This is a genomic window from Kineococcus aurantiacus, assembly GCF_013409345.1.
In the GTDB taxonomy this organism is placed as follows: domain Bacteria; phylum Actinomycetota; class Actinomycetes; order Actinomycetales; family Kineococcaceae; genus Kineococcus; species Kineococcus aurantiacus.
Map to the genome: position 1 here is coordinate 4,680,482 of NZ_JACCBB010000001.1, position 24,262 is coordinate 4,704,743.

23 protein-coding genes are annotated in these 24,262 nt (G+C 73.6%); 15 read left to right on the forward strand and 8 right to left on the reverse strand.

Features of this window, described 5'->3' with window-relative positions; translation table 11 throughout:
* Positions 1-52 precede the first annotated feature (52 nt).
* From BJ968_RS22260 to BJ968_RS22280, 5 genes are all read left to right on the forward strand, one after another.
* Positions 53-1,174, forward strand: coding sequence for an ABC transporter permease subunit (locus BJ968_RS22260; RefSeq protein WP_218885240.1), 1,122 nt, complete (start codon positions 53-55; stop codon positions 1,172-1,174).
* 68 nt (positions 1,175-1,242) lie between these two features.
* A complete protein-coding gene (locus tag BJ968_RS22265; protein ID WP_179755583.1) occupies positions 1,243-3,759 on the forward strand; it encodes an ATP-binding cassette domain-containing protein in 2,517 nt (838 codons plus the stop codon).
* Entirely contained in the window at positions 3,756-4,550 is a 795-nt protein-coding gene (locus BJ968_RS22270; protein WP_179755585.1) for an SDR family oxidoreductase, read from the forward strand. The genes BJ968_RS22265 and BJ968_RS22270 overlap by 4 nt, the downstream gene beginning before the upstream one ends.
* 269 nt (positions 4,551-4,819) lie before the next feature.
* Entirely contained in the window at positions 4,820-5,773 is a 954-nt protein-coding gene (locus BJ968_RS22275) for a substrate-binding domain-containing protein (protein WP_218885241.1), read from the forward strand.
* 220 nt (positions 5,774-5,993) lie between these two features.
* A complete protein-coding gene (locus BJ968_RS22280) occupies positions 5,994-6,374 on the forward strand; it encodes a hypothetical protein (RefSeq protein ID WP_179755589.1) in 381 nt (126 codons plus the stop codon).
* Positions 6,375-6,424: 50 nt separating this feature from the next.
* Here the strand turns inward: BJ968_RS22280 and BJ968_RS22285 are convergent, their stop codons facing one another.
* Positions 6,425-7,279, reverse strand: coding sequence for an EthD domain-containing protein (locus BJ968_RS22285; protein ID WP_218885242.1), 855 nt, complete (start codon positions 7,277-7,279; stop codon positions 6,425-6,427).
* A gap of 214 nt (positions 7,280-7,493) precedes the next feature.
* Positions 7,494-8,339 (reverse strand): MmyB family transcriptional regulator, encoded by an 846-nt coding sequence (locus BJ968_RS22290; RefSeq protein ID WP_179755593.1) that lies wholly within the window; start codon positions 8,337-8,339, stop codon positions 7,494-7,496.
* Positions 8,340-8,437: 98 nt separating this feature from the next.
* On the opposite strand from BJ968_RS22290, the gene BJ968_RS22295 reads away from it, so the two are divergent.
* On the forward strand, positions 8,438-8,800 hold the full coding sequence (locus tag BJ968_RS22295) for a putative quinol monooxygenase (RefSeq protein WP_179755595.1): 363 nt from the start codon (positions 8,438-8,440) through the stop codon (positions 8,798-8,800).
* Between the two features lie 46 nt (positions 8,801-8,846).
* Positions 8,847-9,557, forward strand: coding sequence for an SDR family NAD(P)-dependent oxidoreductase (locus BJ968_RS22300; protein WP_179755597.1), 711 nt, complete (start codon positions 8,847-8,849; stop codon positions 9,555-9,557).
* 48 nt (positions 9,558-9,605) lie between these two features.
* Here the strand turns inward: BJ968_RS22300 and BJ968_RS22305 are convergent, their stop codons facing one another.
* Positions 9,606-10,223: a hypothetical protein gene (locus BJ968_RS22305; RefSeq protein ID WP_179755599.1), complete on the reverse strand. Its 618-nt coding sequence runs from the start codon at positions 10,221-10,223 to the stop codon at positions 9,606-9,608.
* Between the two features lie 441 nt (positions 10,224-10,664).
* On the opposite strand from BJ968_RS22305, the gene BJ968_RS22310 reads away from it, so the two are divergent.
* Together BJ968_RS22310 and BJ968_RS22315 are read left to right on the forward strand one after the other, a co-directional pair.
* The gene (locus BJ968_RS22310; RefSeq protein WP_179755600.1) at positions 10,665-11,483 is read left to right on the forward strand and encodes a hypothetical protein; all 819 of its coding nucleotides are present in this window, start codon (positions 10,665-10,667) and stop codon (positions 11,481-11,483) included.
* A 229-nt stretch (positions 11,484-11,712) separates the two neighbouring features.
* Positions 11,713-13,656, forward strand: coding sequence for an adenylyl cyclase (locus BJ968_RS22315; RefSeq protein ID WP_179757192.1), 1,944 nt, complete (start codon positions 11,713-11,715; stop codon positions 13,654-13,656).
* Between the two features lie 58 nt (positions 13,657-13,714).
* Here BJ968_RS22315 and BJ968_RS22320 read toward each other — a convergent pair whose 3' ends face one another.
* Positions 13,715-14,683 carry a substrate-binding domain-containing protein gene (locus tag BJ968_RS22320; protein WP_179755602.1) on the reverse strand — a complete coding sequence of 323 codons (969 nt, stop codon included), beginning with the start codon at positions 14,681-14,683 and terminating at the stop codon, positions 13,715-13,717.
* 237 nt (positions 14,684-14,920) lie between these two features.
* Here BJ968_RS22320 and BJ968_RS27055 point away from each other — a divergent pair, with 237 nt between their 5' ends.
* Complete coding sequence (locus tag BJ968_RS27055; protein WP_179755604.1) at positions 14,921-15,232, forward strand: hypothetical protein; 312 nt, start codon at positions 14,921-14,923, stop codon at positions 15,230-15,232.
* 147 nt (positions 15,233-15,379) lie between these two features.
* On the opposite strand, the gene BJ968_RS27060 is transcribed toward BJ968_RS27055, so the two are convergent.
* Positions 15,380-15,976, reverse strand: a complete 597-nt coding sequence (locus tag BJ968_RS27060) for a TetR family transcriptional regulator C-terminal domain-containing protein (protein WP_179755606.1) — start codon at positions 15,974-15,976, stop codon at positions 15,380-15,382.
* A 139-nt stretch (positions 15,977-16,115) separates the two neighbouring features.
* Here BJ968_RS27060 and BJ968_RS26065 point away from each other — a divergent pair, with 139 nt between their 5' ends.
* The 3 genes from BJ968_RS26065 to BJ968_RS22345 are packed head-to-tail and all read left to right on the forward strand — an operon-like array spanning position 16,116 to position 18,797.
* On the forward strand, positions 16,116-17,099 hold the full coding sequence (locus tag BJ968_RS26065; protein ID WP_179755608.1) for an APC family permease: 984 nt from the start codon (positions 16,116-16,118) through the stop codon (positions 17,097-17,099).
* Positions 17,020-17,526 carry an APC family permease gene (locus BJ968_RS26070; protein WP_179755610.1) on the forward strand — a complete coding sequence of 169 codons (507 nt, stop codon included), beginning with the start codon at positions 17,020-17,022 and terminating at the stop codon, positions 17,524-17,526. Before BJ968_RS26065 ends, BJ968_RS26070 begins: the two co-directional genes overlap by 80 nt.
* A 20-nt stretch (positions 17,527-17,546) precedes the next feature.
* On the forward strand, positions 17,547-18,797 hold the full coding sequence (locus BJ968_RS22345) for an aminotransferase class III-fold pyridoxal phosphate-dependent enzyme (protein WP_218885244.1): 1,251 nt from the start codon (positions 17,547-17,549) through the stop codon (positions 18,795-18,797).
* Positions 18,798-18,921: 124 nt separating this feature from the next.
* Here BJ968_RS22345 and BJ968_RS22350 read toward each other — a convergent pair whose 3' ends face one another.
* From BJ968_RS22350 to BJ968_RS22360, 3 genes are all read right to left on the reverse strand, one after another.
* The gene (locus BJ968_RS22350; RefSeq protein ID WP_179755613.1) at positions 18,922-19,737 is read right to left on the reverse strand and encodes a DUF4240 domain-containing protein; all 816 of its coding nucleotides are present in this window, start codon (positions 19,735-19,737) and stop codon (positions 18,922-18,924) included.
* A gap of 64 nt (positions 19,738-19,801) precedes the next feature.
* Entirely contained in the window at positions 19,802-19,960 is a 159-nt protein-coding gene (locus BJ968_RS22355; RefSeq protein WP_179755615.1) for a hypothetical protein, read from the reverse strand.
* A 325-nt stretch (positions 19,961-20,285) separates the two neighbouring features.
* The gene (locus BJ968_RS22360; RefSeq protein ID WP_179755617.1) at positions 20,286-21,506 is read right to left on the reverse strand and encodes an ROK family transcriptional regulator; all 1,221 of its coding nucleotides are present in this window, start codon (positions 21,504-21,506) and stop codon (positions 20,286-20,288) included.
* A 104-nt stretch (positions 21,507-21,610) separates the two neighbouring features.
* On the opposite strand from BJ968_RS22360, the gene BJ968_RS22365 reads away from it, so the two are divergent.
* Complete coding sequence (locus BJ968_RS22365) at positions 21,611-23,158, forward strand: sugar ABC transporter ATP-binding protein (protein WP_179755619.1); 1,548 nt, start codon at positions 21,611-21,613, stop codon at positions 23,156-23,158.
* Entirely contained in the window at positions 23,155-24,231 is a 1,077-nt protein-coding gene (locus tag BJ968_RS22370) for an ABC transporter permease (protein WP_179755621.1), read from the forward strand. Before BJ968_RS22365 ends, BJ968_RS22370 begins: the two co-directional genes overlap by 4 nt.
* Positions 24,232-24,262 lie beyond the last annotated feature (31 nt).

The following is a 24,262-nucleotide window of genomic DNA, read 5'->3' on the forward strand; positions in this document are numbered from 1 at the left end:
TCGGCGCGGTGGCGCCGCAGCAGACGCAGCAGAACCCACGAAGGAGTCGGTCGTGCGAGAAACCGAGCGGGGAACGCCGCAGGAGCACCCCGGTGCGCCCGCGGGCCTGACCACCATCGAGGTCCCCACCGACCCGCTCCCACGCACCGCCAGCGCCCGCCGGGGCCTGCGGGGTCCCGGGGGTCTCGGGGGGCGGCCTTCGCGCGGCCTGCTGACCATCCTGGCCGGCACCGTCCTGCTGCTGCTCGTCAGCGCCGTCGCCGCCCCCGAGAGCCTGGGCAGCAGCTCGGTGCGGGGCATGCTCCCCTTCGCCGCGGTCCTGGCCGTCCTGGCCCTGGGGCAGACGCTGGTGGTGCAGCAAGGCGGCATCGACCTGTCGGTCCCCGGTTTCGTCTCGGTCACCGTCGTGGTGGTGACCCACCTGCCCGACGGCGACGACAGCCGGTTGCTGCCGGCCGTCGCGGCCGCCTACGGCATCTGCCTGCTCGCCGGCCTGCTCAACGGCCTGGTCGTGGCCCGGCTGGGGATGTCGGCCATCGTCACCTCGCTCGGCACCAACGCCCTGCTGTACGCGGTGGTCCTGGGCATCTCCGGGGGCTCACCGCGCAACACCACCGGGGCTCTGCGCCGCGCCGTGGCCGGCAGCACCCTGGGCGTGCCGCACTCGGTCGTGGCGGCCGTCGTGCTCACCGCCGTGGTGGCGGTGCTGGTCAAGAAGAGCGTGCCCGGCCGCCGCTTCGAGGCCGTCGGGGACAACCCGCTGGCCGCCCGGCTGGCCGGGCTGCGGGTCCACCGGCACCGCACCGCCGCCTACGTGCTGGCCGCGCTGCTCTACTGCACCGCCGGTGTCCTGCTGGCCGGGATCGTCACCACCCCCAGCGCCTTCCAGGGCGACTCCCTGCTGCTGCCCTCGGTGGCCGCGGTCGTGCTGGGCGGGACCTCGCTGCTGGGCGGCAAGGGCAGCGCCGTGGCCAGCGCCGTCGCCGCGCTCTTCCTCAGCCAGCTCGACCAGTTCGTCCTGACCCTGGGCGTCAGCACCGCGGTGCAGAACATCGTGCAGGCCGTCGCGCTGGCCGTCGGGGTCGCGGTGTACAGCGTGAACTGGGCCGGTGCCCTGGCGCGCCTGCCCGTGGGCGGTGGGCGAGGCGCACCCCGAGCGGCCGGTGCCTCGTGAGCAGCGCCAGCGGCCCCCGCGAGCGGCCCGACCCCTCCGACCACCCCGTCCCGGACCCAGGAGCCGACGTGTCCACTCCCACCACCGCCCGCACCGGAACACGCCCGGTCCTCGAACTGCGCGGGGTGTCCAAGCGCTACGGCGCCGTGCAGGCCCTGTCCGACGTCCACCTGCGCGTCGAACCCGGCCGCGTGCACGCCCTGCTGGGGGAGAACGGCGCCGGCAAGTCCACCCTCATGGGCGTCGCCACCGGCGTCACCCGCCCCGACACCGGCGAGATCGTCGTCCAGGGCGAACCCGTGGGGACCCTGACCCCCGACGTCGCCAGCCGCCGGGGCATCGCCATCGTCCACCAGCACCCCGCGGTCCTGCCCGACCTCACCGTCGCCGAGAACCTGCGCGCCGCCCTGCCCGGCGGCGGCCGGGGCCGGGACCTGCGCGCGGTGCTGGACCGGGTCGGCGCCGACCTGGACCTGCAGGACCGCGTCGACGACCTGAGCGTGGCGCAGAAGCACGTGCTCGAGATCGCCAAGGCCATCGCCCTCGAACCGGCCGTCCTCATCCTCGACGAACCGACCGCCCCCCTGGGCGGTGACCAGGTCGACGACCTGTTCGCGCAGGTCCGCGCCGCCGTCGACCGCGGAACAGCCGTCGTCTACATCACCCACCGCCTCGCCGAGGTCCGCGAGATCGCCCACGAGGTGACCGTCCTGCGCGACGGGAAGGTGACCGGCCACGCCCAGGTCGAGGACCTGACCGACGAGCAGATGCTGCGCATGATCATCGGCCGGGAACTGACGTCGACGTTCCCCGACAAACTCGGTCCCAGTGCCGAGCGCTCCGTCGTCCTGTCCGTCGAGGGACTGTCCGGCAACGGTTTCCGCGACGTCGCCCTGCGCGCCCACCGCGGGGAGATCGTCGGGCTGGCCGGCATCGTCGGCAACGGCCAGAGCGAGTTCCTGCGCGCCCTCGGTGGCCTGTCCCCGGTGACGGGGGGAACCGTGCAGCTGGACGGCACCGCCCACCACGGCCGGTCCCTGGTCGCCCGCACCGCCTACATGCCCGCCGACCGGCACCGCGAGGGCGTGATGCCCAACCTGTCGGTGCGGGAGAACGCCGCCGTGGCCTCCCTGCGCTCGCTGGCCCGCCACGGCTTCGTCGACGGCCGCCGTGAACGGCAGGTCGTGGGCACCGAGTCGGGCAAGCTCGCGCTGAAGACCGCTTCGCTGGAGTCCGGCATCATGTCGCTGTCGGGGGGCAACCAGCAGAAGGTCGTCATGACCCGGGCGCTGCTGTCCAAACCCCGGTTGCTGCTGTCGGACGAACCGACGCAGGGCGTCGACGTGGGCGCCCGCTCGGAGATCTACACCCTGATGCGCGCCGTGGCCGCCGAGGGTGTCCCCGTCGTGGTGGTCTCCTCCGACGCCAAGGAGCTGGAGGGGCTGTGCGACCGCGTGGTCGTCATGTCTCGCGGCCACGTCGTCGCCGAGCTGACCGGTGCGCAGGTCACCGAGGAGGCGATCACCGGGGCTGTCGTCGGCGCCGACCACCGGACCGCGTCCACCGCCGGTGCGACGTCGGCGCGCAGCGCAGCCGGAGCGGCGCCGGGGCGGGGGAGTGGCCGTTGGGCGCACTTCCTGCGCGGCGACTACGCCCCGGCGCTCATCCTCGCCGCCGTCATCGTCGGGTTCGGCGCCTACGTCTACAGCCAGAACAGCCGGTACCTGGCGACGTTCAACATCTCCTCGGTCCTCATCCTGCTGACGGCGCTGGCGTTCATCAGCCTGGGGCAGGCGATCGTCATCATGACCGGCGGCATCGACCTCTCGCTGGGGCCGCTGGCCGGGTTGCTCGTCGTCATCGCCTCGTTCTTCGTCAACGACAACAGACCGTACGCCGTCGTCTACCTCGCCTTCGGGATCATGCTGGTCGTGGCGATCGCCTCAGGACTGCTCAACGGGACCCTGGTGCGGTACGCCGGGTTCACCCCGGTGGCGGCCTCGCTGACCCTCTACATCGCTCTACAGGGCGTTTCGCTGCTGCTGCGCCCCTTCCAGGGCGGTTTCATCTCGGTCGCCGTCAGCGACGCCCTCACCACGACGGTCGGCCCGGTCCCGGTGGCCTTCCTCGCGGTGGTCCTGGTCGCCGTCGGGCTCGAGGTCGCGTTGCGCCGCACCGCGTGGGGCCGGTCCCTGCGGGCGGTCGGCTCCAGCGAGGAGTCCGCCCGCCGGCTCGCGGTGAAGGTCAACCGCACCCACGTGCTGGCCTACGTCGGCGCCGCCGTCATGACGTTCTGCGGTGCCCTGCTGCTGATGGCCCAGATCGGCGTCGGGGACCCGACCCAGGGCGTCACCTACACCCTGTCCAGCATCACCGCGGTCGTGCTGGGCGGAGCCAGCCTGCTCGGGGGGCGGGGATCGTTCATCGGCACGCTGCTGGGCGCTGTGCTCATCCAGCAGATCCTCAACGCCACCACCTTCCTCAACCTCACCCAGACCTACCAGTACGTCTTCCAGGGAGTGCTGATCCTCATCGCCGCCGCCATCTACACCCGGGCCCGCAGCACGCGGCGGACCGTCGCGTGAGCGCCGCGCCCGTCACCACCGCACCCGTCAGCACCGCGCCCGTCGTCCTGGTCACCGGCGCTGCCGGGGGCATCGGCCGGGCCGTGGTGACCGCCTTCGTCGAAGCCGGGTACGACGTCGCCGCCGTCGACGTCCGCCGCGACGAGTCCCTCACCGCCCTCGGCACGGGATCCCGCCAGGTCGTCCCGTACGCCGTCGACGTCACCGACGACCCCGCCGTCGCGGCTCTGGCCACCGACGTCGAACGCGACTTCGGGCGGCTGGACAGCCTGGCCCTGGTCGCCGGGATCAACCAGGGCGCCGCCCCGGTGGAGCAGATGGTCCCGGAGGACTTCCGCCGGGTGCTCGACGTCAACCTCGTCGGCCCGTACCTGCTGTGCCACCACCTCGTGCCGCTGCTGCGCCGCGACGGCGGGGGCACCATCGGGGCGGTCTCCTCCTTCTGGGCCCGCTCCGGGCACGCCTACTTCGGCGCCTACTGCGCCTCCAAGGCCGGGCTGCTGCTGTACGTGCAGTCCCTGGCCGACGAGCTGGCCCCCGACATCCGGGTCAACTCGGTGTGCCCGGGGAACATCGACACCCGCATGCACCGCGACGCGCTGGAGTCCGAGGCCGCCGAGCGGGGCATCAGCGTCCAGGAGATGCAGGACATCGAGTGGGGCAAGATCCCCCTCGCGGCGGCCGGAGCCCCGTCGGTCATCGCCGACGCCCTGGTGTTCCTCGCCTCCGAGCGTGCCTCCTACATCACCGGGGCCTCCCTCGACGTCAACGGCGGCGTCGTCTTCCACTGATCCGCCCACCGACAGCCGCTCACCGACGACGTTCCCCAGCGTTCGCGCCGCTCCAGCGGCTGGACGCCGACCCACGAGGAAAGGCAGCCATGTCTCGACGACGCGCACGGCTCGCACGCTCAGCTGCTCTGGCGGCCACCGCCCTGCTCACCGCAGGATGCGGTTCGACCGGCACGGGCAGCTCCGGCGGTGGCGCCACCGATGCCACTCCTGGCCAAGGCACGGCGCTGGCGGGCGCGCCCTCCTGGTGCGGGGAGAAGAAGATCACCATGGCCCTGGCCGACGGCTTCGGAGCCAACAACTGGCAGCGGGTCACCCGCGCCGAAGCGGCCGACGAGGTCTCCAAGTGCCCCAGCGTGACGTCCTTCGACTACAGCGACGGGCAGAACAACACCCAGAAGGGCATCTCCGACATCCAGGGCTTCGTGGCCAAGGGCGTCGACGCCCTGGTCGTGTTCCCCCACCAGGGCAAAGCGATGCTGCCGGCCATCCGCAGCGCCTACAAGGCCGGCGTCGTCACCGTGCCCTACCGCGTCAGCCCCGAAGGAAACGCCGGGCAGGACTACGACGTCTACGTCGACACCGACTTCGCCGAAGCCGGCGAGCTGTGGGGCGACTTCCTCGTCCAGGCCTTGCCGCAAGGCGGCAAGGTGCTCCAGTTGGGTGGTCCGGCCGCGAACTCCCAGAGCCTGGCCGAGCACGAGGGCATGATGGAGGTCCTCTCGCAGCACCCGAACATCGAGGTCATCGGACAGCAGCCCTACGAGGTGACCGATTGGGACCCGGCCAAGACGCAGCAGGTCGTGACCGCGGCCCTGGCCCGCTACCCGCAGATCGACGCCATCGCCACCGACTTCGGCTCCGCCTTGGCCAGCGCCTTCCCCGCCTTCGAGCAGGCCGGCCGGCAGATCCCCATCATCGCCACCGAGGACTCCAACCAGCTCGCCTGCGACTGGCGGGACGCCGAGGCTGCAGGCAAGGAGTTCGGCTTGTTCACCGTCGACTCCCAGAACGGCATGGTCCGTCTGGCCGTCCAGCAGGCCGTGGCCCGGGCCACCGGGGGTGTCGTGCCCGATTCGGCCACGTACCCGCAGGCGGCGTGGGAGAACTCCCTCACCGGATCGCCCAACCCGGTGCTGTGCGACGAGTCGCTGCCGCCGGACGCGTTCACCTCCGCCGGGCAGACGTTGACCACCGAGCAGCAGATCGCCGCGCTGAAGTGAACGGTCTGTCGCCCGGTGGGTCGTCGTGCTGAACCCGGCTGACGAGCCACGGTTGCCGGTACCGGCGCAGCGGTTGCCGCTCTGGGTGCCCGTCGCGGCAAGTGGGACGTCGGCGCTGACGGGACTCCTCGGGGGCTCGTTGGCGATGGTGGGACTGGGGTTCTTCCTGCTGGGACGACTGGCGACCTCGCTCCCACCTCGTGCACTTCGCCGGAGCACCGTGGTCACCGCACTGGCCTGCGGCGGCTGCTTCTTCGTCGGCCTCACCCGGTCGATGACCGGGTGGGTGCCCGGGTGGGCCGCGTCCTCGGAGTTGTCCATCCCCTGGACGGTCGCCGTGTGCGTGCTGACCGTCATCGGGCTGGACTCCACCGGCACGGGGGCCGGAGGACCCGGGCGCCGCACGGGCAGTGTGCTGGTCCTGAGCGCGTGCGCGGTGACCGTCCTCAGCGCGGTCGTGGTCCAGCTCCAGGGCTGGGGGCGGGCCGACGCCGCCGCCGGCGTCTGCCTGGGCGCTCTGGGCGTGTGGCTGGCCGGTCGTGGGGAGCGGCCCGCTCGACCCGACTCGTCGCGGAGACCTCCTTCCTCTCCGTGGGGGTGAAGCGCCACCCACCCTCACCTCCGCGGCCGGCCCCGCGGCCGGGACCGGTGTCAGGGGTGGAAGAGGCGCTCGACCCGTCCGTCGAGCTGGTTGACCGCGGCGAGGGCGGTGATGAGTTCGGCGGTGCGGCTGCCGCGCAGACCGGCGGTGGTCAGCCGCCCGTCGCGGACGAAGGTGTAGACGCCGCTGACCGCGAAGGCGGTGGCGTGGGTGGCCGACCCGGCGAGCACGCGCAGCGCCCGCCGCACAGCGGGCCCCTCCAGGGCGCGTCGTCGGGTGAGGGCGTCCGGGAAGGCGATCTCGGCGACGACCAGCTCCCGGCGCTGCGGGGCCGCGTGGTGGTCCACGTCCGGGGCGGGCGGCTGCTCGGCGTCACCGTCGCGGGCGGTGGGCAGGTGCAGGCGCAGTTTGACCAGGCCGGGGTCGGCCAGCAGGGCCGGGGCCAGGTCCTGCTGCACGCCGGCGGCCAGGTCGGCCAGCGCGCCGGGACGGGCGTGCAGGTGCACGTGCAGCCGGTCACCGGGCTCGGCCCGGTTGGGGGTGGGGTCGGGGTCGGTGTCGCGCAGGGTCTGCGAACCGTGGGGCAGGTCGTAGGCCAGGGTCTGGGCGAACACGTTCTGCTCGTCGCTGAACAGCAGGGGGCTGGCGTCCTGGAAGACGGCCTGGTCGTCGGGTGAGGCGAAACCGATCTCCACGGCACCGTCCAGGACGTGGTGCGGCAGCGGCGGCAGGTCGTCGTGGCCGGGCCACAGGTGGGCGTCGTGGGTGCGGCTGAAGTGGTGCTGCACGTAGAGACCCAGGCCCGGCAGGCGGGAGCACAACGGGCCGTGGGCGTCGCGCCAGTACGCGGTGAAGTCCTCGTGGGCCAGGTGGTGGCGGCGCACGACGGTGGTGTAGGTGTTCACCCCGATCGAGGCGTCACGCGCGCTGTGGTCGGGCGGGGTGCGATCCCCCGGGGCGTCAGCGCGGGGGCGGTCTTCGGGGTCGGTCGGCACCGCAGCAGTGCACCGCACGGCCGGTGCGGCCGCACCTCGGCCCCTCGCCACCCCCCGGCCGGGGTTCCGAGCCCCGCAGGGTGCCGCGACCGTGACGTCGGCCGGCGCGGGCGGGTGACGAGGATCAGCTGCCGGTCAGCGACCCCGAGACGACCATGCGCAGCAGTTCGAGGGACTCGGCGTCGCGGGAGCCGGGGACGGCGGTGTAGAGGACCAGTTGCTGGTCCCGGTCCGGCAGCAGCAGGGTGTCGCAGTCGACGGTGATCGAGCCGACCCCCGGGTGCCGGAACGTCTTGGTGATGACGGGCCGGGCCTGCACGTCGTGACGCTCCCACAGACGGGCGAAGTCCGCGCTGCCCGCCCGCAGTTCGGCGACGAGGTCCTGGACCAGCGGGTCGGTGGGGTAGCGCACCGCCGCCGTGCGCAGCTGGGCGACCACGTGGTGGCGGAACTCCGTCATGTCGGCGACCTCCGCGCCGGTCCTGCGCGCCACCTCGGGCAGGAAGGCGCGGCGGGCGAGGTTGCGCTCGGCCGGGGTCGCCGCCGCCAGGTCCCCCAGGACCGCCGTGGCCAGGCTGTTCCACGCCAGCACCTCGAAGGCTGCGGACAGGACGAAACCCACGGCGCCGGGCAGGCGCTCGATCAACGCGGTCATGCTGGCCCGCACCGTGCGGTCGTGCACCGCGTCCTTCTTCCGCGCGGTGCCGGCGAGCTCGTGCAGGTGGGCGCTCTCGGCCTCGGTCAGCAGCAGCGCGTCGCTGATGCCGGCCAGGACCTCGCTGGAGGGCCGGGGCGCCCGTCCCTGCTCCAGACGCGTGTAGTACTCGATCGAGATGTGCGCGAGGACAGCCACCTCCTCGCGGCGCAGGCCCGGCGTGCGGCGACGGGCGCCGCTGGGCAGGCCCACGTCGACGGGCTGCAGCCGTTCCCGCCGGTTGCGCAGGAAGTCCCCCAGTTCCTTCTTGTCCACGACCCCATCCTGCGCCGCCCACCACCCGCGTCGTGGGCGGCCAGGCAGGTACAGGTTGTGCCTGCCTGGCGCGCGCGGGACCGGCGAAGCTCACCCCCATGACCGAGACCACCCCGAACGCGACCACGTCCACGTCCACGACCGCGACCACCGGCGGGTACGTCACCGTCCTCTGGGACGCCAGGGCGAAGGCCGGCCGTGAAGCCGAGCTCAAGGCCTTCATCACCGCCGCGGTCACGCCCTCGCGCCACGACGACGGAAACATCGACTACGAGGCCCACGAGGTCGAGGGACAGCCCGGCGCCTTCGTCGTCCTCGAGCGCTGGGAGTCCCGCGCTCACCTCGAGGCCCACCTCGCGGCACCCCGGATGAGCGAACTCGTCCCCGCGGTGCTCGAGCTGATCGAGGGCTCGGTCGAGGACGGCATCCGCCTGCTCCGGCCGTTCCGTCCCGCGCACTGACGCCCGCACCCCTCGACCCGACGACCGCACCAGCACAGGAGACACCGTGACGACCACGAGGACCGGCACCACCACCCTGATCACCGGCGGCAACCGCGGTCTCGGTCGCGAGACCGCCCGCCGCCTCGTCGAGGCAGGCCAGACGGTCTGGATCGGCGCCCGCGATGAGCAGAGCGGTCGCCGTGCCGCGCAGGCCCTCGGCGCCCGCTTCGTCCAGCTCGACGTGACCGACGACGACTCCGTCGGAGCCGCGGTCGAGACGCTGCGGACCGAGGTCGGTCACCTCGACGTCCTCATCAACAACGCGGGCGTCCTCGGGGAGGTGACCCCGACCGAGGAGATGACCGCCGACCAGGTCCGGTCCGTGTACGAGACCAACGTCTTCGGGCTGGTCCGCGTCACCCGCGCCTTCCTGCCCCTGCTGCGGGCCGGCACCAACCCCTCGGTCGTCAACGTCACCAGCGGCCTGGGCTCCTTCACCCTCACCTCGGACCCGCAGCGGGTGGAGTCGCAGTACCCGCTGGCCGCCTACGGATCCTCCAAGAGCGCCGTGACGATGCTGACGGTGCAGTACGCCCGCACGGTCACCGACGTGCGGTTCAACGCGGTGGACCCGGGGCAGACCGCGACCGACTTCACCGGTCACCTCGGCGCCGGGGTCGAGGAGGGCGCGGAGGCCGCCGTGCGGATGGCTCTCCTCGGGGACGAAACCCCCACGGGTACCGTCACCGACCGCGTCGGGGTCCTGCCGTGGTGAACCGCGCCCACGGGCGACGCGGTACGGGCGCGAGCGCCCGTCGCGGCCTCACGGCCACAGCGGCCGAGCTCGCTCGGCGGCCTGTCGCAGCAGATCGGCGTCCAGCTCGTGGGACGTCAGCTCGATGCCCTGCTCCAGCCACTGGCACACCACCCGCAACCGCCCGGCCGGTGGCAGCGGCCACAACCAGTGGTCCCGGTTGGCCGAGCGGCGGGAGGCGTCACCGCCGCCCCCGGTCAGCAGCGGGCGCGAGGGCTGCCAGGTGTCGTCCGGGGCGCCGTCGGGACCGGTGGGCTGCTCACCCCAGGGGCCGGGGTCGAGGTTGGTGACCCGCTGACCGTCGGCCAGCTCGAAACCCCACTTCAGCCGCCCGCGCTGCCAGGCGGCGTCCTGGACGTGCTCGTAGGGGCCGTCGAAGACCTCGCTGTTGAGGTCCCGGCGTCCCAGGGGCCCGCGGACCCGCACACCGAGGACCATGCCCAGCCCGGTGGGGAAGGCGCGCAACCCGCTGAGGGTGAGCACCGTGCTGTCCGAGCGGCCCAGGACGAGCTCCACGGGCACCACCCCGGCCAGGACGTCGTCCGGTGGGCCCGACCACGCCGGGCGTGCGGGCTCGTCGAGTTCGTCGCGCTGAGCGGGCTGGGGCGGGTCGGGGAAGAAGTCCACGGTGATCCTCCTGCCGGGGTGGTCGGCTGGGACCAGCATGCCCGGTCCGGGCGGCGCACGTACCGGTTCCCGGAGGGCACCGACGCGCGCGGACCGCGCCGTGACCGGGTGCGCGGGCGGCCGGGACCGCACACCACGGCGAAGGGCCACGGGGTTGCCGGGCGCACGCTACGGTCAGGGGACCGGTACCGACGGCCGGGGACGGTGGAGGTGACCACCCTCGACGACGAGGAGACGACTGGTGAGAACTCAGTCCCGGGTGGCCTCGCCCCCCTCCTCCGCGTGCCCCCACGTCACCGGTACCTCCACCACCGGCGGGTCGACGGTCAGCGGCGCCGGACCGGAGAACTCCGGCTCCCCGTTCGGCTCCCCCCGGGTGGGGCAGGCGCTGGACCACGGGTGGCCGCCCCCGTTGCGCGACCACCGGGGAGCAGGCGCACGGTGAACAGCACGCACAGCGCGCGGGCCGCCCGGCGAGGTTCCCTCACCGCTCTCGCCGCAGCGGTCACCGTCCTGGTCCTGTCCTCCCCGGCGGCGGCGACCCCCGAGCCGACCATCCCCCACGACGTCCGGGACCTGCTGGCCGACGAGGCCCTGCGCCAGGTCCGGAGCAACCTCGCGCACTTCGCCGCCCAGCCCGCCACCGGTGGTGACGTCCTGCAGGTCCCGGACGTGTCCGCACCGCTCCGGGCCGGCCGGGTCCACCAGGTCTACACCTTCACCAGCGCCTGGGTGGGGGGCGAGCAGGGCGCCGACCCGGCCGCACCGACACCGCAGTGGCTGGCTCCCGTCCTGCGTGGCTCCGACGTCCTGGGCACCGTTCGGGTCTGGAAGCCGGACGGTGCTGCCGCCGAAGTCGCCGGTTTCAACGGTGACGTCCAGCTCGGCCAGGCGCTGCAAGGTTTCGCAGACCTGCCGGTGGTGGAGGACGCCTCGGTCGGTGAGTTCTTCGCCCTCGACGGTGACGCGGTGCTGCCCGTGAACGAGGCGTCGAAGCGGGAGCTGCCCGGCGAGGCGACGGTCGACGACCTGCAGCCGGTGGTCGCTGCCCGGGTGGCGGCCGGCGTCGAGGCAGCCGCCGGGGCACCCGACGCCGTCGGCGGTGGGGGACCGGTGGACCAGGTGCCCACCGCCCGCACCGTGAGCCGCGGCGACCGGGTGCTCCTGGGCGGTGGGCTGCTCCTGGTGGCGGGTGGCGCCGCCGCCGCCGTCGTCGTCGCCCGCGGGCGGCGCGCCTCCCGGCGGACGCACTCGTCCTGATCGCGCCCGACCCGCCGCCGAGCTCGGGGCTGACCGCCGTGCGGGCGGTTCCCGGGGACCGCGGACCCCGCGGCTGTCCGTGGTGGTGGAACGGGCTGCGGGGGAGGCTGAGTCGCTCGCCGGCCCGCGTCGGGTGGTGGGCCGCGCCCGCGGCCGGGGCAGGGCTTGACGCGACGCGCTCGGCGCCGATTACTGTGGACGGGCGGTGGTGACACGAGTCACCACCGTGATGACCTCGACGAGGAGGCTGACCTTGCCTGCACTCCCCACCCCCCGTTCCCCTCGCCATCCCCGGTGGCGGCTGCCCCGTGCGGCGCAGGTCGCCGCGGCCGGCGCCGCCTTGATCGCCGCCGTCGGTGGCGGCGCCGCCGTCGCCGCCCCCGTGCCTGCCGCGCCCGCGACCGGAGCCGCCGCCCTCGGCACCACCACGACGGTGTTCACCCCCGACACCCCCCTCGCCGAGATCCAGGCGAAGGTCGACGAGGTCTACCGCCAGCAGGTGAACAACCAGTTCGGAACCCAGCGGTACGCGCTGCTGTTCGCGCCCGGCACCTACGGCACCGACGCGCACCCGCTGCAGATCAAGGTCGGTTACTACACCGAGGTCGCCGGACTGGGCGCCTCGCCGGACGACGTCACGATCAACGGCAAGGTCGAGGTCTACAACCGCTGCCTCAGCACCGCCGACGGCGAGCCGAACTGCATCGCGCTGGACAACTTCTGGAGGTCGGTGTCGAACTTCCACCTCGCCGTCAACGGCAAGGGCCAGGCCGACTGCCGGGCCTCGGCGAACTTCTTCGCCGTCTCCCAGGCCTCCCCGATGCGCCGGGTCCACGTCACCGGCGGGAACCTGTCGCTGATGGACTACTGCACCGAGGGCCCGCAGTACGCCAGCGGCGGTTTCATCGCCGACTCCCAGGCCGACACGATCGTCAACGGGTCCCAGCAGCAGTGGCTGACCCGCAACAGCAGCATCGGCAGCTGGAGCAACGGCGTGTGGAACCAGGTCTTCTCCGGCGTGGAGGGCGCCCCGAGCGCAGCCACCTTCCCGAGCCCGCCGTACACCACGCTGGAGACCACCCCGGTCAGCCGCGAGAAGCCGTACCTGTTCACCGACTCCTCCGGCGCCTACCAGGTGCAGGTACCGGCCGCGCACACCGCGACCCGCGGCACCTCGTGGCTGCAGGACCGGACCCAGGGCCGCACCATCCCGCTCAGCGACTTCTTCACCGCCACCCCCGCGACGCCGGTGCAGCAGATCAACAACGCCCTGGCCCGCGGGGAGAACCTGCTGCTGACCCCGGGCGTCTACGACGTCGACAAGGCCATCGCCGTCAAGCGGGCCGGCACCGTGGTCCTCGGCCTGGGCCTGGCCACGATCACCGCCACCGGCGGCACCGCGGCGATGACGGTCGCCGACGTCCCCGGTGTCGTCGTCGCCGGGGTCACGATCGACGCGGGCACCCGGACGTCCCCGGTGCTGCTCCAGGTCGGTACGAAGAACGGCAACCACGGGCAGGGCAAGGTCGACCCGGCGAACCCGACGACCCTGTCCGACGTGTTCTTCCGCGTCGGCGGCCCGCACGTCGGCAAGGCCGACACCGCCCTGGAGATCAACACCGACCGCGTCCTCGTCGACCACGCCTGGGTCTGGCGGGCGGACCACGGCGAGGAGGGTTTCACCGCCGGCGTCGAGGGCGACACCGACCGCTGGAACACCAACACCGGGCGCGACGGGGTCGTCGTCAACGGCGACGACGTGACGGCGACCGGTCTGTTCGTCGAGCACTTCCAGCGCTACAACACCACCTGGAACGGCGAGCGCGGGACCACCGTGCTGTACCAGAACGAACTGCCGTACGACCCGCCCACGCAGGCCGACTGGACCCGCCCCGACGGAACGCTCGGCTACCCCGGTTACGTGGTGGCCCCCGGGGTGAAGACCCACCACCTCCAGGGTGGCGGCTCCTACGTCTACAACCGCAACAACCCCTCGATCGTCACCGAGAACGGGTTCGAGGCCCCCACCACCCCGGGCGTGCAGCTGCAGCACGTGCTGACCGTCAACCTCGGGGCGGGCACCACCCGGCACGTCGTGAACGGCGTGGGCGGGCAGGTGGACAACAGCAACACCGGGACCCCGCAGTACGTGGTCGCCTACCCGGCCGGCTGAGCGGCCGGACACCGGACGCGGCCCGGGAGGGCGGGGAACCCCACCCTCCCGGGCCGCCTCACGCCGACGCGCGCCGCACCAGGTGCACCACCTGCTCCGGGCGCGGGGGCGCCGCCTGCCCGTCCAGGGCAGCGATCACCTGCGCGGCGAGGTGGCGGGCCTGGACCTCGGCGGACTGGGAGACCGTGGTCAGCGGGGGGTCGGCGAGGCGACCCAGCGGGGTGTCGTCGACGCCGACGACCGCGACGTCGTCGGGCACGCGCAGCCCGTGGGCGCGCAGCCCGGCCAGCACCGCGAGCGCGACGTCGTCGTTGTAGGCGGCCACGCCGCTGACCGCGCCGTCCCCGTCGGAGTGCCAGGCGCGCACGGCGCGCGCGGCGGCGGTGGCGTCCAGGGCGACCTCGAGCGCCACCGGGTCCGGCAGGCCCAGCTCGGCGCACGCGGCCCGGGCCCCGGCGAGACGCTGCGCGGCGAAGGCGGCGACCCGGGCGTCGTCCGGTGCCGCGTAGCCGATCCGCCGGTGGCCGGTGGCCGCGAGGTGGTGCACCTGGAGCGCGCCGGTGCGCTCCTGCAGGGCCACGAGCCCGCTGTGCTCGCCGGTGGTGAGCACCTGGACCTCCGCCCGGGCCATCGCCCGCTCGTCCTCGGCCGAGAACGGCGTGAGGCCGACCACCACCCGTGGCTGCACGCTGCGCCACAGGTCGGCCAGCGGCCGGGGGTCGCGGCCGTGGTGCAGCAGCAGGAGCAGGCCCCGCGCGCACAACTCCTCGGTGAGGTGCTCGATGAGGGCGTCGAGGACCGAGCCGATCGGCCAGTCCGGCAGGACGCACAGGACGAGGTCGCTGCGCCCCGACCGCAGGGCGCGCGCGGCCGCCGACGGGGCGTAGCCGAGGTCGCGGGCCGCGGCGAGGACGCGCTCGCGGGTGGAGGCGGAGATCGGCTTCGGGGCACCGTTGAGCACGTAGCTGACGGTGGTGCGCGACACACCGCTGGCGCGGGCCACGTCCGCGCTGGTCACCCGGGGCACGACCCCATCCTGGCCCGCCGGGCGGGGCGGTGGGGCCGAACCCCCGCGTCGCGCGGGGTTCCACCCCGCGCGGGCCTCCCGCGCCGCCACCGAGCGGACGCCACCCGGGGAGCAGCCGGGCGCCGAGGAGACCCCACCTGGTCGGGTGACGACCGCTCCCGCGAAGGGCTGCTGCTGGCGCCGGCCGTCGACGACTTCGGCTCGGGCCTGTTCCTGCCCCTGTCGCTGGTCCACGGCGTGCGAGTCGTCGGCCTCCCCGTCGGCCTGGCCGGGACGCTGCTGTTCTGCGGCACCCTCGTCGGCCTGGGCGCTCCCTGGGTGGTGGGTGCGGTGGTGGACCGCTCCGGGCCCCGCCGTGTGGTCATCACCCCCCAGCTCATCCAGGCCGCCGGGACGGTGCTGCACCTGCTGGCCGGCGTGACCGGCAGTGCGGGACGGGGGCGCGCGAGGGCGGTGGGCCTGGCCGTCGGTGGGGCGTGGCAGCCGGTGTGGTTGCTGCCTCCACGGTGGTGCTGGCGCTGTCCGCGGGGCTCATCGGCGTGCGGGTGATGGCTGGCCCGTCGGCTGCCCGCTCACGCCGTCCGCGCTCCGGGGCTTCCCGGCACCGCCGAGGCCGGTTCCCCGGCACGGTGATCGGGCTCGTCGCGGGTGCGGTGGTCGCGGCGGTCCTGCCCCGGCGGTGCACCGCGGGGAGGCTCACTGCCGCAGGACGCGCCGCAGGTGGGTGGCCACCACGGCCAGCTGACGTTCGGGAGGCATCGCCTCCGGGAACAGCACGGCCTGCAGCGACGTGCCGTCGATGACGAGCTGGGTCTCGACGCCGAACGCCTCGACGTCGATCCCGTCGCGCGCGGAACCCGCCGCCTGGACGTCCCTGGCCATGGACTCCCACATCTCGACGGCCTGCAGGTGGCTGTCCAGCCGGATCGCGCGCAGTTCGGGGTCGTGGCGGGCGAACTCCCAGAACGCCACGTCGATGTTGGCCTCCAGCATGCGGCGGGCGTCGACGGGCACGGCCTCCTCGAGGGCGACGCGCAGCAACTCGACGGGGTCCCCGATCTCCGCCCGCTGCGCGGCGATCCGGTCGCGCACGGCGGCGAACGCCGTCTGGTGGGCGGTGACGAGGATCTGGGCCTTGTTCGTGAAGTAGTGGGCCAGCACGCTGCGGGACAGACCCGCCTCCTGGGCGATCTCGCGCACCGTCGCGCCGTCCAGGCCCAGCCTCTCGATGACGCGCATCGTGGCGGCGACGATCTCGGCCCGGCGTTCCTCGTGGTCCACGATCTTCGGCACCGCCCCATCCTAGGTGGCCGGCAACACGCCTGTAACAGGAGGTTTACACCGGGGCGCTTTCGTCGGACAGGTGTCCCAAATAATCTCAGGGGGTCGGTGATCCGCTCGTCGCAGTCCCGAACCGCCCCCAGGAGGGCCCATGTCCACGACCCCCGCGGAAGCCGGACTGAGTTCCGGGACCTCGCCCGGAGAACGCCCCGGCGCGCGCCTGACGTCCAGCCACCTCGTCCTGCTCGTCGTGGCCGCCGCCGCACCGCTCGGTTCGATGATCGGCAACGTCCCGCTGGGGATCCTGCTCGGCAACGGCGCCGGGCTGCCCAGCGCCTTCCTCGCCGCCGGAGCGGTCATCGCCTGCCTGGCCTGCGGGTACGTCGCGCTCAACACCGCCCTCGGTCGGGCCGGGGGTTTCGCGGTGTTCGTCGAAGCCGGCCTCGGGCGCTCGCTCGGGCTCGGCGCCGCCTACGCCACCGCGCTCGCCTACTGGGCCGGATCCCTGTCGGTGGCCGTCGCGACCGGCTACTTCGGGAACCTCATCCTGGCGTCCTTCGGGATCGACGTGCCCTGGTGGGCGCTGACGCTGGTCGGGATCGGGTTGACCTGGGTCCTCGGCCGGCGTGCCGCCGACCTCAGCGCCAAGGTGCTCGTCGGCCTCATGGTGGCCGAGTTCGTCATCCTGGTGGTCCTCGACATCGCGATCCTCGCCCGGCAGGGCCTGTCGGCGCTCCCGGCGACGAGCTTCTCGCCCTCGACGATCTCCTCCGGGAACCTCGGCCCCGCCCTGATGTGCGGTTTCACCTCGTTCATCGGGATCGAGAGCGCCATCCTCTACACCCGTGAAGCCCGCAACCCCGGACGCTCGGTGCCGCGGGCCACGTTCGTCTCGGTGGGCCTGATCAGCGCCTTCTACGTCCTGACTCATCATCGGCGGCATCGGAGCCGACCAGGTCCTGTCCGTCGCCGGTCAGACCCAGGGAGACCTGGTGTTCGTCCTGGGTGGGCAGTACGGCGGGGCGCCGCTGCGCATCGTCATGCAGGTGTTCTTCGTGACGAGCTGCCTCGCTTGCCTCATCGCGCTGCACAACGCGACGGCCCGCTACGTCCAGAAGCTCGCCGGCGACGGTGACCTGCCGCGCGGCCTGGGGCGCCTGCACCCCCGGCACGAGGCGCCGACCCGGGCCAGCGACCTGCTCGCGCTCGCCGCCGTCGTCATCCTCGGCGGCCTCGCCCTCACCGGCGCCGACCCCTACGTCGGCCTCGGGACCTCCCTCACCGGCCTGTTCACCGTCGGGATCTTCGGGGTCCAGGTGCTGGTGGCCGTGGCCGTCGTCGTGCACTTCCGGCGGACCCGGGACGTGCGGTGGTGGACGACCCTCGTCGCCCCCGTCCTCGGCGGGATCGGGGTCCTCGTCGCCGTCGGCGCGATCGTCGCGAACTACCCGGTCCTGACCGGCACCGAGACGGGTGTCGCCAACGTCCTGCCCGTCCTCCTGCTGCTCGCCGTGCTCGCCGGACCGGTCCGCAACGCCTTGCGCCGCCGCGCATCCGTCTGAACCACCAGGGAGAGGAACCCGTGACCACCATCGACACCGGACGAACCCTCGTCGCCGACGGGGCCCTGCGCGCCCGCGCGGAGGCCGTCGTCCCCGGCGGCGTGTACGGCCACCTGCGGGTGACCGCCGACCGCGGGATGCCGCCGTCGTACCCCCAGTTCTTCGCCCGGGGTTCCGGAGCGCGGCTCTGGGACGTCGACGGCAACGAGTACGTCGACCTGATGTGCGCGTTCGGCCCCATGGTCGCCGGGTACGCGAACCCCGTCGTCGACGCGGCGGCCCGGGCCCAGCTCGCCCTCGGCGACGCCCTCACGGGGCCGGGGGAGAAGTACGTCGAGTACGCCGAGAGGCTCGTGGGGACCGTGGCCCACGCCGACTGGGCGATGTTCGCCAAGAACGGCACGGACGCGACCTCGATGTCCGTCGTCATCGCCCGCGCCGCCACCGGCCGGACCAAGCTCCTCAAGGCCGAGAAGGCCTACCACGGCGCGAACCCGTGGTTCACCCCCTCGACCGCCGGGGTGGTCGGCTCCGACCGCGCCGACATCGTCGAGTTCGACTACGACGACCTCGCCTCGCTCGAACGGGCCGCCGCGTCGGTCGAGGGGGACGTGGCGGCCATCGTCGTCACCCCGTTCCGGCACGACGGGTTCGTCGACCAGCACTTCCCCTCGGCGGAGTTCGCCCGTGGCGTCCGGGCCCTGGCCGACCGCACCGGCGCCGCCCTGATCCTCGACGAGGTGCGGACCACGTTCCGCGTCGACCTCGCCGGCGCCTGGGAACGGTTCGGCGTGCGCCCCGACCTGACCGCCATGAGCAAGGCGCTGGCCAACGGCCACGCCCTGTCCGCGGTCGTCGGCGTCGACTCCCTCCGCGAGGCGGCCGCGAGCATCTTCGTCACCGGGTCGTTCTGGATGGCCGGGGTCCCCTTCGCCGCCGCGATCGCCACCCTCGACTGGATGGTCCAGACCGACGGCCTGACCCGCATGCTCGACGCGGGCCAGGTGCTGCGGGACGGGTTGCAGGCCCAGGCGTCCGCCCACGGCCTCGGCGTCGTGCAGACCGGTCCAACGTCCATGCCGTTCCTGCGCTTCGAGGACGAGCCGAGGCTCGAGACGGCCATCGCCTTCACCGACGCCGCCGCGCGCCGAGGGGTCCTGGTGCACCCCTGGCACAACATGTTCGTCTCCGCCGCGCACACGCCCGAGGACATCGCCACGGTCCTGGAACGGACCGACGAGGCGTTCGCCGAGGTCGCCCGCTCACGGTGAGCCTCGGCCCCGACCCGGGGCTGCCACCCCGGGTCACGGCCGGTGGAGGCGCACGCGGGGACACGGGACCGGGGTCGTCGGTGCCGGGGTCGTCGGTGCCGACGTCGTCCGGGTGGGTGAGGGGTCAGCCTCGGCCGGCGAGACGGTCGAGGAAGGCGCCGGTGACGGTGCTCACCAGACGGCCGAGCACGCCGGACCGGTGATCGACGTAGACCCCCGGTGCCTGACCCAGCCCGTCGCGGGGGATGCGGACCGCCAGGCGCGGCAGGTCCGCACGCACCGCGGTGTGGTCGCGCAGGCGCGGCCCGTCCGGTTCCTCGAGGTCGTCGTAGGGGAAGGCGTCCAGTGCAGCCGGGTCCCCGCCGTGGCGGTCGTCGTGGACGGTGAGAGCCGCGAAGCCGAACGCCTCACCGACGCCTGCGCAGCCGGCGGGCAGGTCGGCCACGTCGGCCAGGGTGTCGGCGTCGGTGACCGCGGACTCGTAGACGCTGCGGCCGTGGGCGATGACGAAGGCGCGCCAGTCGGTGAACACGTCGTCGGAGGTGAAACCGCAGGCCATCTCCGCGGCCTGCCAGTGCCGCCAGGTGTACAGGCGGGCCGAGAGGTCCAGGTAGCGGTTCTGGTAGGCGGTGAGCGCGGTGTCGTCGAGGGAGGTGAGGCGCGCGGTGAGCAGCTCACCCGTGACCTCGGGGTCGCCGTGGGCGCGGGTGCGCACGTCGTCGACGAGCTGCCAGAAGGACGCCTCGTCCAGCACCGGCTGCTCACCGCGGACCGGTGAGCTGGGCCCGTCCCCGGTCGAGCTGTCGCCCGGACCGGCGCTGGAGTCGGCGCCGGGCTCGGAGGGGGGCGGAGAAACGGTGGCGGCCGCGCCGGGTGCGCACCCGCTGACCAAGGCCGTCGCCAGCAGCAGTGACGCGAAGCGCCCGAGTCCGCCTCGCACACCGCTCACGGTAGAGGAGGCGGGGCGACGAGTCGGTCCTCCCGTCGAACTCCGCCCGTTCGGCTCAGCGCGTCCGGACCGTCGGCTCGTCGCTGGTGGAGGTGGAGCGCACGGACGCGCCGCGCTGGTGCGGGGGAAGCTGGAACGCCGCCTCGAACGGCAGGGGTGCGCTGCCGGCCGTCGTTCCGGCGACGGCCCTCAGCGCCCACCGCGGAGGGCTCACCGGCGTCCTGGGTGTGGCGCGGCGGTCACCCGTGTTCCGGGTACCTGGTGTTCGGCGCGGTCGTGGGTGTCACCCGCCGACTCGCTGGTGGTCAGACGTCGGCCGGTCTGAGCGTTCCGGTCGTGCACCGCTGGGGCTCACCCGTCGTCTCGGACTCGACCCCCGGGTTCCCCGCGCGCTCGGAAGTCGCGGGAACACGTCCGTCGTGACCAGGACTGCTCCCCCGAGACAGGACAGCGGGTTTCGGTGGTCCTGAGCAGCCTCTCCCGTCTCGACGCGGGGGAGCGCCGTTCCCGGCGTTCGACGCGCGGCGCGACCACCGCGGTCACGGGTGCTCGCGGTCCCCGCCGCGAGTCGCACGTGCGGTACCGGTCAGCAGCGCCCCCGCCATCAGCGGCTCGAGGACCATCGCGCTCGCTCCCACGACTCCCGCCCGCGCTCCGGCACGACTGGCGACGATGCGCAGGTGCCGCGTGGCGAGATCCGGTGGGCGGCGGTGGACGGTCTCCCGCACCCCGGTCAGCAGCGCGTCGCCGGCGGTGGCGAGGCTGCCGCCGACGACGACGACGGAGGGGTTGACCAGGCTGACGCACCCCGCCAGGACGCGGCCGAGCGAACGACCGGCGTCACGCACCGCGGCCAGGGCCTCGGGCGCACCGGCCGATGCGAGGGCCGCGACGTCGGAGCCGGTGCGGGTGGGGAACCCGCTGGCGGCGAGCCTGGCGGCGATGGCCCGGCCGCCGGCCACCGCTTCGAGGCAGCCGCTGCCGCCGCAGCGGCACGGGACGTCGGGTCCGCCGGGGACGGCGACGTGGCCCAGGTCCCCGGCCGTGCCCTGGGCCCCTCGGACGAGGCGGCCATCAGCGATGATCCCGCCGCCGATGCCGGTGCCGGCCTTCACGAACAGGAGGTGGTCGACGCGGGGGTCGGCGGTGACGTGCTCGCCCACGGCCATGGCGTTGACGTCGTCGTCGACGACGACGGGGACGTCCCCGAGCCGCGCCCGCAACCCACCCCGGACGTCGGCGTCGTGCCAGCCCGGCATGGACGGCGGGTCGGTGGGGCGGCCGGTGGTGTGGTCCACCGGGCCGGGCAGGCTCACGCCGATGCCGGCGACCTCGCCGGGCGCCCGGCCCGAGGACGTCAGCAACTGCTGCGCGACCCCGGCGACCAGGTCGAGCACCGCCCGCGGTCCCTCCGCGAGGGACACGGGACGGCACTCCTCGGTGAGCACGGTCGCGGCGAGGTCGGTGAGGGCCACCCGGACGCGGGTCGTCCCGAGGTCGATCGCCAGCACCACGCACGCCGTGGGGTTGAAGGCGAAGGTCGCGGGTGGTCGCCCCCCGGTCGAGACCGCCCCTCCGACGGGGGACACCAGACGAGCGGCGACGAGCCGGTCGACGCGCTGGGAGACGGTCGACCGGGACTGGCCGGTGAGCCGTCCGAGTTCGGCCCGGGTGCGGGGGCGTCCGTCGCGCAGCAGTTGCAGGGTGGTGATGAGGCCGTCGACCTCGTTCTTGCCGCCGCCCCCACCGTTGCCGGACATGGCCGACAGTGAACCACCGGTTCCGGCGAACCGACGACCCGTGACGCCGAACCGTGACCGACTTCTGGTTGACGACCGGCACAAGGCGCTCCTAGTTTCTTCCCATGGTCGACGCTGACCGCCCGGGAGACTCTGCGCTCCCCAGTTCCACCGCCCCGTTGCTCGCGGTCCGGGGCATCGTCAAGGAGTTCTCCGGCGTTCGCGCTCTCGACGGGGTGGACCTCGACGTGCGCCCGGGGGAGGTGCACTGCCTGCTGGGCCAGAACGGCGCCGGCAAGTCCACGCTCATCAAGGTCCTGGCCGGTGCGCACCGGCCGACGAGCGGAACCGTGGAGTGGCAGGGCCGCGAGGTGCGTCCCACGTCACCGGTCGACGCGCTGCGCAGCGGCATCGCCACGATGTACCAGGAACTGGACGTGGTCGGCGGTCTCACCGTGGCCGAGAACGTCTTCCTGGGCCACGAACTCTCCCGGGGCGGAGTCACCCGTCGCCGTGAGCTGCACCAGCGGACGCGGGAACTGCTCGACCGGCTCGGTCACAACCGCCTGTCGCCCGGCCGCGAGGTGGGTTCCCTGTCCGCCGCCGACCAGCAGATCGTCAGCCTGGCGCGGGCGCTGTCCCACGACGCCCGGCTCATCGTCATGGACGAACCCTCCGCGGTGCTGGACTCCGAGGAGGTCGGGAACCTGTTCCGGGTCGTCCGGCAGCTGACCGCCGACGGCGTGGCCGTCCTGTACATCTCGCACCGGCTGGAGGAGATCCGCCAGATCGGTGATCGCATCACCGTCCTCAAGGACGGCCGCACCGTCGCCACCGGGCTGCCCGTCGCGGGGACGCAGACCGCCGACCTGATCCGGCTCATGACCGGGCGGACCCTGCACCGCGCGTTCCCCGCCCGGCCACCGGTGCCCTCCGACGCCGCCCCGTTGCTGGAGGTGCGCGACCTCGCCCTGCGCGGGGTGTTCTCCGACGTCTCCTTCACGGTCCGCGCCGGGGAGGTGGTGGGCCTGGCGGGGCTGGTCGGGTCGGGTCGCTCGGAAGTCCTGGAAACCGTCTACGGGGCCCGCCGGGCCACCGCGGGACAGGTGCTCGTCGGTGGCCGCCCGCTGCGCCCCGGCTCGGTCCCGGCGGCCGTGCGTGCCGGGATGGGACTGGCGCCGGAGGAGCGCAAGGCGCAGGGCCTGCTGCTCGACGAACCCGTCTACCGGAACATCACCCTGTCGACGTTCGGGCGGTTCGCCCGCGGACCGGTGCTGGACGAGCGGTCCGAGCGCGCGGTCGCGCGCGAGCAGATCCAGGCCCTGGACCTGCGCCCGGTCGACCCGGACCGGCCCGTGCGGACCCTGTCCGGCGGCAACCAGCAGAAGGCGATGCTGGCCCGCTGGCTCGTCCACGGCTGCCGGGTCCTGCTGCTGGACGAACCCACGCGGGGCGTCGACGTGGGGGCCCGCGCCGAGATGTACGAGCTGGTGAACTCCCTCTCGCGCGCCGGGAACGCCGTCGTGGTCGTCTCCAGCGAGATCGAGGAGGTGCTCGGCCTGTCCGACCACGTCCTGGTCCTCGCGGAGGGCCGCGTCGTGCACAGCGGACCGGCCGCCCAGATCGACGAGCACCGGGTGCTCGACCTCGTCATGGAAGGAAGTGCCGCGTGAGCGAGCAGCTGCCGCCGCTGTCCACCGCGGGCAGCGTGCCCCCCGACCCCGACCACCCCGCGCCGCTGCAGCGGACCGGGTCCCAGCCGGGTGGTCCGGCGGGGCGACGCCTGTCCGTCCCCGGCGGTGGCCTGGGACGCGACGTCGGCCTCGTCGTGGCGCTCGCCGCCCTGTGCGTCGTCGGCGTGGCGACCGCGGGGGACCGGTTCGCCAGCGTCGACAACGTGCTGACCATCCTCCGCCTGGCCGCCGTCTACGGGGTGCTGGCCATCGGCATGACGTTCGTCATCACCGGCGGCGGGATCGACCTGTCCGTCGGGTCGGTGCTGGGGCTGGCCTCGGTGTGGGCCTCCACGCTGGCGACGCAGACGATGGCCGAGGACACCCACTGGCTGGTCATGGTGAGCACGGCGCTGCTGGTCGGGACGGCCTGCGGGGTGGTGAACGGGGTGCTCATCGCCTACGGGAGGGTCGTCGCGTTCATCGCGACGCTGGCGATGCTCGTCGCCGCCCGCGGCCTCGCGGAGATCATCGCGAACCGGCGGACCCAGGTGGTGAACGTGCGCTCGTTCCTCGACGTGTTCCGGGGTGACGTGCTCGGCGTCCCCGTGCTCGTCTGGTTGTTCGCGCTCGTCGCGCTGGCCGGGTGGTTCCTGCTGAACCACACGACGTTCGGCCGCCGCACCGTCGCCGTGGGCGGCAACCCGGAGGCCGCCCGGCTGGCCGGGATCAAGGTGCAGCGCCACACCACCTACCTGTACGCCCTGTCCGGGCTCACGGCGGGCATCGCGGCGGTGATGATGCTGGCCCGCACCACCGCCGGGTCCTCGACGAACGGCCAGCTGTACGAGCTGGACGCCATCGCCATGGTGGTGGTCGGGGGAACCCTGCTGGCCGGTGGGAAGGGCACCATCGTCGGCACGGTGTTCGGCGTGCTGATCTTCTCCACCCTGACGAACGTGTTCGTCCAGAACGACCTGTCCACCTCGGTGCAGGCCATCGCCAAGGGCGCCATCATCGTGGCGGCCGTGCTGCTGCAGCAGCGTCTCGCCGTCCGCTCCCGCAGTTCCTGAGCGGCGATCGTCCCGAGAGACCACCTGAACC

Bases quoted from the DNA above. Each gene is read 5' to 3' on its own strand.
- BJ968_RS22275 (WP_218885241.1), top strand. From the start codon at position 4,820: ATGGCCCTGGCCGACGGCTTCGGAGCCAACAACTGGCAGCGGGTCACC.
- BJ968_RS22295 (WP_179755595.1), top strand. From the start codon at position 8,438: ATGACCGAGACCACCCCGAACGCGACCACGTCCACGTCCACGACCGCG.
- BJ968_RS22315 (WP_179757192.1), top strand. From the start codon at position 11,713: ATGACCTCGACGAGGAGGCTGACCTTGCCTGCACTCCCCACCCCCCGT.
- BJ968_RS26065 (WP_179755608.1), top strand. From the start codon at position 16,116: ATGTCCACGACCCCCGCGGAAGCCGGACTGAGTTCCGGGACCTCGCCC.
- BJ968_RS22360 (WP_179755617.1), bottom strand. From the start codon at position 21,506: ATGTCCGGCAACGGTGGGGGCGGCGGCAAGAACGAGGTCGACGGCCTC.
- BJ968_RS22365 (WP_179755619.1), top strand. From the start codon at position 21,611: ATGGTCGACGCTGACCGCCCGGGAGACTCTGCGCTCCCCAGTTCCACC.